The sequence below is a fragment of the Pseudomonas sp. TWR3-1-1 genome, from assembly GCF_049896545.1.
Taxonomy (GTDB): Bacteria; Pseudomonadota; Gammaproteobacteria; order Pseudomonadales; family Pseudomonadaceae; genus Aquipseudomonas; species Aquipseudomonas weihenstephanensis.
Map to the genome: position 1 here is coordinate 274,156 of NZ_JAFCUO010000005.1, position 7,405 is coordinate 281,560.

A 7,405-nucleotide genomic window follows, 5' to 3' on the forward strand; every position below is an offset into this window, starting at 1 on the left:
CGTACTGCTCATCAGCTTTTTGCGTCCGGCTTTTTGGGTTTTTTGATGGTTTCGAGGGTGGTCTCCCGCGGTCGACGCTTGGCCTCTTCCAAAGGAATGAATAGCCCGGTGACTGCATCGCGCGCGCGTTTGTTCTTCATCTACTTCACCTGCGGGTTGTGCCAAACACCGTATGTGTTCGGCCAGTGCTCTACAGGCTAGTTGAACAAAAAACGCTTTATCGCCCACAGAAACAAACGCTTGCAGATCTGTGCGCGCGGCTCCCCCCCTAAAACAAAGAACCCCGCCTGAGGAGACGGGGTTCATGGCTAGCACCTGCTGTGGATCAGTGTTGCAGCGCTGGCTGCTCCCCATTGATAGGGATGCGTTTGGCTTTCGCTTCTTCAGGCACCACCCGTTGCAGATCAATACTTAGCAGGCCATTGCTCAAGTTGGCGCCTTTGATCTCGATATGGTCGTCGAGACGGAAGGACAATTTGAATGCCCGTTGCGCAATACCCTGATGCAAATAGGTCAAGCCTTCATCATTGCTGGTTTCACGTTTGCTACCGCTGACGCTGAGCACACCTTTTTCAACTTGCAGGTCCAGGTCATCTTGTTGGAAGCCTGCCGCAGCGACGACGATGCGGTAGCTGTCTTCGCCACGTTTTTCTACGTTGTAAGGTGGGTAGCCGCCACTGGTGTCATTACGCAGCGCTGTTTCGAACAAATCACTAAAACGGTCAAAGCCGACAGAATTACGGAACAGTGGCGCCAGAGAAAATGCAGTGCTCATAATTTATGCCTCCTGATTTCAGCGAGTTTTTTATTCGCGACCCGGTTTCGGCATCGCGTACCCACTAAATAAGGACCGGCAAAATCATTTCAAGGGGCTTTTTCAAATTTTTTTTGGGCCGATCAAATCGCGCCCTCAGGCGGGTTATTCACCAGATACCGCACCTTTTCACAGTCGGTTTCGCGGCGCATGGCGTTGAACAGCACCATCGCCTCAGGGTAATTACGCGTCAACATGGCCAGCCATTGCTTGAGCCGGCCCGGCGCTGAACGCGGGGTCAACTGGGCCTGCGCCTGCGCCCAGAAATCGCGAATCATGGGCTGCAAATCGGCCCAGGTCATTTCTACGATCTCTTCGCCCGCACGGGCGGCGGCGATCTGGCGTGCCAGGTCGGGGCGCGAGACCAGGCCGCGCCCCAGCATGATGTCTTCAGCACCGCTGATTTCCCGGCAACGCCGCCAGTCATCGACCGACCAAATATCACCATTGGCAAAGACCGGCACGTTGACGGCCTCTTGCACTTGCGCGATGTACTCCCAATGCGCAGGTGGTTTATAGCCGTCCATCTTGGTTCGGGCGTGCACCACGATCTGACTCGCACCGCCCTCAGCCAGCGCGATGGCGCATTCATTGGCGCTGTCGGGAGTATCGAAACCCAGACGCATTTTGGCCGTGACCGGGATATGCGCGGGCACGGTGCGCCGCACCTGCAACAAGATCGCGTGCAGCAACTCAGGCTCTTTGAGCAGTACGGCGCCGCCGCGTGACTTGTTCACCGTCTTGGCCGGGCAACCGAAATTCAGGTCGATGACCTCAGAACCCAGCTGGCAAGCCAGTGCCGCGTTATCCGCCAGGCATGCCGGGTCCGAACCCAGCAACTGCACACGCAGCGGCACCCCGGCACGGGTTTTGGCGCCGTGCTGGAGTTCAGGGGCAAACTTGTGGAAGTAGGCTTCTGGTAGCAGGCGCTCAGTAACCCGAATAAATTCGGTCACGCACCAATCAATACCGCCGGTGCGGGTCAGGACATCACGCAGGATGTTGTCGACCAACCCCTCCATCGGCGCCAAAGCAATTTGCATGGGTGACTCTCATAAAAAACGTGCCGCAGTTTACGGTGTTCCGTGGGGAATCGGTATCAAGCCGTGAGCCTTTGTCATCCGCTAACGACCGCCGGGCCATAGCCTTCCAGGAACTCAGGCGGCAAGCGCTTGGCTTTGCCACTGGACAGCTCGATACACACAAAGGTGGTGTGCGCGCGCAGCAAGGTCTTGCCATCGCAGGGCCTTACCAGTTGGAAGCGGCGGGTCATGCGCAGGCGCTGGTCACAGTCAACAATCCAGGTGGCCAGCTGTAATTCGTCGCCTTCATAGGCGCTGGCCAGATAGTCGATTTCATGCCGGGCCACCGCCATGGCACGGTCCAGGCGCCGGTATTCGGTCAGGTCCAGGCCCAGGCGCTGTGAGTGGCGCCAGGCGCACCGCTCAAGCCACACGACATAGGCTGCGTTGTTGGCATGCCCAAACCCGTCAATGTCTTCAGCCTGCACCTGTAGGTCAATGATGAATGGCGTTGCCAAATCCCACGTCATGCCCAGCTCCACGCTCCAATAAAGGGCGCAGTGTAACGCAGGGTTAGAAGGAGGTGCAGCGACAGGCTTAAAACGCAGACAAACAAAAGGGCCATTCAATAATTGAATGACCCTTAAAAATCCCGCAGAGCGGGTAATCGTGGCGTCCCCTAGGGGACTCGAACCCCTGTTACCGCCGTGAAAGGGCGGTGTCCTAGGCCACTAGACGAAGGGGACACAAACCCTTCTAACAGTGATCAAGCTTAAGCTTGATCGATTCAACGCCAGTGTGGCCCGACGTTGAACTGTAAATTGGTGGAGCTAAACGGGATCGAACCGTTGACCTCCTGCATGCCATGCAGGCGCTCTCCCAGCTGAGCTATAGCCCCGATTTATCGCCTGGCGGCGGAGCAACACCGAAGTGCTGCTTCTGTAAAACTGGCGTCCCCTAGGGGACTCGAACCCCTGTTACCGCCGTGAAAGGGCGGTGTCCTAGGCCACTAGACGAAGGGGACACAAACCTTCTAACTGATCAGCGCTGAGTGCTGATCGATTCAATGCCGGTGTGGCCAGGCATTGAACTGTAAATTTGGTGGAGCTAAACGGGATCGAACCGTTGACCTCCTGCATGCCATGCAGGCGCTCTCCCAGCTGAGCTATAGCCCCAAACAGTCAGTGTTGCTTGTTGCTGTGTGGACGGGGCGCATATTAAGACTGGATCGGGAGGCTGTCAAACTTATTTTCAAAGTTTTTTAAAAAAAATGGTCGAGAGAACAACCACTTACCCTTCCCGGCCCGTAAATACAGGCTAAACCTTCAGTACAACCGCATAGCAACTACCGCCAGACGCCGCCTTCGGCAGCTGCTACACGCCTTACATTCTGATCAACCGATTGCGTTGAACAGTTTTTCCCACTCTTTGTTTTCTTTCTTCGACACGCCGCCCAGCAAGTCCAGCGCCTGACGCAGACGGAAACGGGTCAGGTCCGGCCCCAGAATTTCCATTGCATCGAGCACCGACACCGAGCTGGCTTGGCCGGTGATCGAAGCAAACATCAGCGGCATCGCATCGCGCAGCTTCAACTCAAGGGACTCGACCACTGTTTGAATGCAGCCGGTGATCGCCTCTTTTTCCCACTGACGCAGGCTTTCAAGCTTCCACAGAATCAGTTGCATCAGCTGACGCACTTGATCGCCGGACAACTTCTTGTGCTCAAACAGCTTGGCATCCAGCTGCAAGCCGCCCGAGAAGAAGAACCCGGCCAACGGCGCTATCTGGCTGAAGGTTTCAACCCGGCCCTGAACCAGCGGCGCGATTTTCATCATGTACTCAGGGTTCAACGCCCATTGCTGCACACGGCTGGCGAATTCTTCGAGTGGCAGGTCGCGCAGCCACTGGCCATTGAGCCAGGACAGCTTCTCAACGTCAAAGATCGGCCCGCCCAGCGACACACGGGACAGGTCAAAGTTGTCGACCATCTCTTGCAGCGAGAACTTCTCGCGCTCATCCGGCATCGACCAGCCCATGCGGCCCAAGTAGTTGAGCATCGCTTCAGGCATGAAACCCATGCGTTCGTAAAAGGTCACCGACGTCGGGTTTTTACGCTTGGACAGCTTGCTCTTGTCCGGGTTACGCAGCAGCGGCATGTAGCACAGCTGCGGCTGCTCCCAACCAAAGTATTCGTACAGCAGAATCAGTTTCGGCGCTGACGGCAGCCATTCTTCGCCACGCAGTACGTGGGTGATGCCCATCAAGTGGTCATCGACCACGTTGGCCAGGAAGTACGTCGGCAAGCCGTCGGTCTTCATCAACACTTGCATGTCCATGCGATCCCACGGGATCTCGACGTCGCCACGCAGCAGGTCCGGCACCACGCACACACCTTCGCTCGGTACTTTCATGCGGATCACGTGCGGTTCGCCAGCGGCCAGGCGCTGCGCCACTTCTTCTTTGGACAGCAACAGCGCGCGGCCGTCGTAGCGCGGGGTTTCACCCTTGGCCATTTGCTCGGCGCGCATCTGGTCGAGTTCTTCGGCCGTGCAGAAGCACGGGAAGGCGTGGCCCATGTCGACCAGTTGCTGGGTGTACTGCTTGTAAATGTCGCTGCGTTCGCTTTGACGATACGGACCGTGCGGGCCACCGACATCCGGGCCTTCGCTCCAGGTGATGCCCAACCAGCGCAAGGCATCGTAGATCTGCTGCTCAGACTCACGGGTCGAACGCAGTTGGTCAGTGTCTTCGATCCGCAGGATGAACTCGCCGCCATGCTGCTTGGCGAAGCAGTAGTTGAACAAAGCGATGTAGGCGGTGCCTACGTGAGGGTCGCCGGTAGGCGATGGCGCGATGCGCGTGCGAACGGTGGTCATGGGCGGTCTCGAAGTGGAGATGAAACAAAGGGGCGAATGGTAACAGGCCGACCCCGCTTGGCTCCAGCACAGGACTGACCGGTGGGCCAGATCCCCACCTAAACCCGTGCAAAAGCCGGAAATAGAGCCGGTGTATCAACCTGATCAGCGGCAAAAAAACCGACACAGGTGTAACCTCGCTCCACTCTCATGCCGGTGCGCCTGGCCAAACCCGCACCCCCTGGATACCCGGAGCCAGCGTTTGAAATTCAGCCTGCCGAAAATCGCCACAGCGCCGTTCTGCCCACCTGAAGTCAGTGGCAGCGTACCGGTGGACGCCCGCGCACCCTTCTGGAAACGCGCCCTGCGTTTTGCTGGCCCCGGCTTGCTGATCAGCATCGGTTACATGGACCCCGGCAACTGGGCCACCGCCATCGAAGCCGGTTCGCGTTATGGCTATAACCTGTTGTTCGTGGTGTTGCTGGCCAGCCTCGCGGGCATGGCCGTGCAATGCCTGTGTTCGCGCCTGGGCATCACCACCGGGCGTGATCTGGCGCAACTGTGCCGGGCACGCTACAGCAAGCGCTCAGCCCGCGTGCAGTGGCTGTTGGCTGAAGTCTCGATTATTGCCACGGATCTTGCCGAGGTACTGGGCTGTGCGCTGGCCTTCCACTTGCTGCTGGGTTGTTCGCTGACTTTCGGCATCGCCCTGACCGCCTTCGACACCTTGTTGATCCTCGCCTTGCAGGGCAAAGGCTTCCGCCGCCTCGAAGCCATCATGCTGGTGCTGGTGTTGACCATTGGCGCGTGTTTCTTCGTCGAACTGGTGCTGATCAAACCGTACTGGCCTGACGTGTTTGAAGGGTTCAAACCGTCCTTGTCTGCCATCAGCGAAGCGGCGCCGCTGTACCTGGCCATCGGCATCCTCGGCGCGACGGTGATGCCCCACAACCTGTACCTGCACAGCTCAGTGGTGCAAACCCGGCTAGTGGGCAAAGACTACGCCAGCAAACTCGACGCCGTGCGCCTGGCGCGCATTGATACCATCGGCTCCCTGGCCTTGGCGTTGCTGGTGAACGCCGCGATTCTGATCCTCGCCGCAGCGGCCTTTCATACCACGGGCCACACCGAGGTGGTAGAGATCCAGGACGCCTACCGCCTGCTCGACCCCTTGGTGGGCGGCGCGATGGCCAGCGTGTTGTTTGGCGTGGCGCTGCTGGCCTCCGGGCAAAGCTCGACATTCACCGGCACCATCGCGGGCCAGGTGATCATGGAAGGCTACCTGGACCTGCGCATCCCGTGCTGGCAACGGCGCTTGATTACCCGTGGCCTGGCCTTGATTCCAGCGTTTGTCGGGGTGTGGTTGATGGGCGACAACGCCGTCGGCAAATTATTGATCCTCAGCCAGGTGGTGCTGAGTTTGCAGTTGCCATTTGCGCTGTACCCGCTGATCCGCATGACCAACGACGAGACGTTGATGGGGCCTTTTGCCAACCGCTTGCCGACCCGGTTGCTGGCCTGGTTTCTGTTTGCCGTTATCAGCGCGGCCAACATTTGGCTGATTGCACAGATCACTTTTGGCGACTGACCCCTCACCTTGCCGCAGGCTGCGCGCCTTTGACCTTGAGCGCGCGCAGCCTGCGGTAGCGGCTACGAATCAATTCAAGTTTTTGTCCAGCCACTGCGCCACGCGCTGATGAATCCCTGCCACCTCCTCCAGCAAGCCGCTCATGCGCATGAAATCGTGGGTCATGCCCGACTCTTGCCACAGCGCCACCTCATTGCCCGCCCGCTGGAGCTTTTGGGCATAAGCCAGCCCTTCGTCATACAGCGGGTCGTAACCGGCCAGATAGACCAGTGTCGGCGCCAGGCCGCTAACATCTTGCGCCAGCAGCGGCGAAATCCGCCAATCCTGCACGTCATCTGCCGTGCGCGTGTAGTGCTGGTAAAACCAGTCCATCGTGGCGGCCTCAAGCAGATAACCTTGCGCGTAGCGCGTATGCGAATCACGCTTGCAACTGCCATCGGTGACGGGGTACAGCAGCACCTGCGCACGCGGCACAATGGCCACTTCTTGTGGGTCGCGAACCGCCAGAATCGACAACACGGTGCTCAAGGTGCCACCCGCGCTGTCACCGGTAAACGCCACACGCGTGGCGTCCAACCCGTGCCGCGCGCCCTCGCGCAGCAACCAGTTCACGGCGTCGCACGCGTCATGCACCGCCGTGGGGAATTTCCACTCGGGCGCCAACCGATAATCCACAGCCAGCACGGCGAAATGCCCGGCATCCGCCAGACGGCGGCACAAAGCATCATGGCTATCCAGGCTGCCGATCACATACCCCCCGCCATGAAAATACACCACCACCGGCAGCGGCCCCTCTGGCAACTGCGGGCAGCGATACAGCCGTGCGGGCAGGCTGAAACCGTCTCGGGCACTGATGCGCAGGTCATAGCAGTCGATGTCCGCTAGCGGCACATCAAACACCCCCGAACTCATTTCGAACTCCACCCGCGCATCGGCCGGTGTCATGTCATGCATCGCCTTGCTTTTGCCGGTCATGCGGCTGTATTCGGCCAATTCCAAAAACGCTTCCAGCTCAGGTACTACCGACATGCGTGTTTCCTTATCAATAAACAGGCTTCTTGGGGTGCGCGGGCGGTGCGCTTTTTAGGATTTAAAGATCGCCGCCTGCGACAGCTTCTACGCAATA

7 protein-coding genes and 4 tRNA genes are annotated in these 7,405 nt (G+C 58.7%); 1 reads left to right on the plus strand and 10 read right to left on the minus strand.

The window, feature by feature from the left end; genetic code table 11:
• Nucleotides 1-11: 11 nt before the first annotated feature.
• From ACP7A4_RS13930 to gltX, 9 genes are all read right to left on the minus strand, one after another.
• Nucleotides 12-140, minus strand: coding sequence for a hypothetical protein (locus ACP7A4_RS13930; protein WP_426247437.1), 129 nt, complete (start codon nucleotides 138-140; stop codon nucleotides 12-14).
• A 185-nt stretch (nucleotides 141-325) separates the two neighbouring features.
• Nucleotides 326-775 carry an Hsp20 family protein gene (locus tag ACP7A4_RS13935; protein ID WP_426247439.1) on the minus strand — a complete coding sequence of 150 codons (450 nt, stop codon included), beginning with the start codon at nucleotides 773-775 and terminating at the stop codon, nucleotides 326-328.
• A gap of 122 nt (nucleotides 776-897) precedes the next feature.
• Entirely contained in the window at nucleotides 898-1,857 is a 960-nt protein-coding gene (locus ACP7A4_RS13940) for a tRNA dihydrouridine synthase (protein WP_059763385.1), read from the minus strand.
• Nucleotides 1,858-1,931: 74 nt separating this feature from the next.
• Entirely contained in the window at nucleotides 1,932-2,366 is a 435-nt protein-coding gene (locus tag ACP7A4_RS13945) for an acyl-CoA thioesterase (RefSeq protein ID WP_059763386.1), read from the minus strand.
• 140 nt (nucleotides 2,367-2,506) lie between these two features.
• Nucleotides 2,507-2,582, minus strand: a tRNA-Glu gene (locus tag ACP7A4_RS13950).
• A gap of 76 nt (nucleotides 2,583-2,658) precedes the next feature.
• A tRNA-Ala gene (locus tag ACP7A4_RS13955) sits at nucleotides 2,659-2,734 on the minus strand.
• Nucleotides 2,735-2,784: 50 nt separating this feature from the next.
• A tRNA-Glu gene (locus ACP7A4_RS13960) sits at nucleotides 2,785-2,860 on the minus strand.
• Between the two features lie 75 nt (nucleotides 2,861-2,935).
• Nucleotides 2,936-3,011, minus strand: a tRNA-Ala gene (locus ACP7A4_RS13965).
• A 219-nt stretch (nucleotides 3,012-3,230) separates the two neighbouring features.
• A complete protein-coding gene (gene gltX / locus ACP7A4_RS13970; protein WP_059762914.1) occupies nucleotides 3,231-4,712 on the minus strand; it encodes a glutamate--tRNA ligase in 1,482 nt (493 codons plus the stop codon).
• A gap of 241 nt (nucleotides 4,713-4,953) precedes the next feature.
• Here gltX and ACP7A4_RS13975 point away from each other — a divergent pair, with 241 nt between their 5' ends.
• Nucleotides 4,954-6,279: an Nramp family divalent metal transporter gene (locus ACP7A4_RS13975; protein WP_426247442.1), complete on the plus strand. Its 1,326-nt coding sequence runs from the start codon at nucleotides 4,954-4,956 to the stop codon at nucleotides 6,277-6,279.
• Between the two features lie 69 nt (nucleotides 6,280-6,348).
• Here the strand turns inward: ACP7A4_RS13975 and ACP7A4_RS13980 are convergent, their stop codons facing one another.
• A complete protein-coding gene (locus ACP7A4_RS13980; RefSeq protein ID WP_059762916.1) occupies nucleotides 6,349-7,308 on the minus strand; it encodes an alpha/beta hydrolase fold domain-containing protein in 960 nt (319 codons plus the stop codon).
• Between the last annotated feature and the right edge of the window lie 97 nt (nucleotides 7,309-7,405).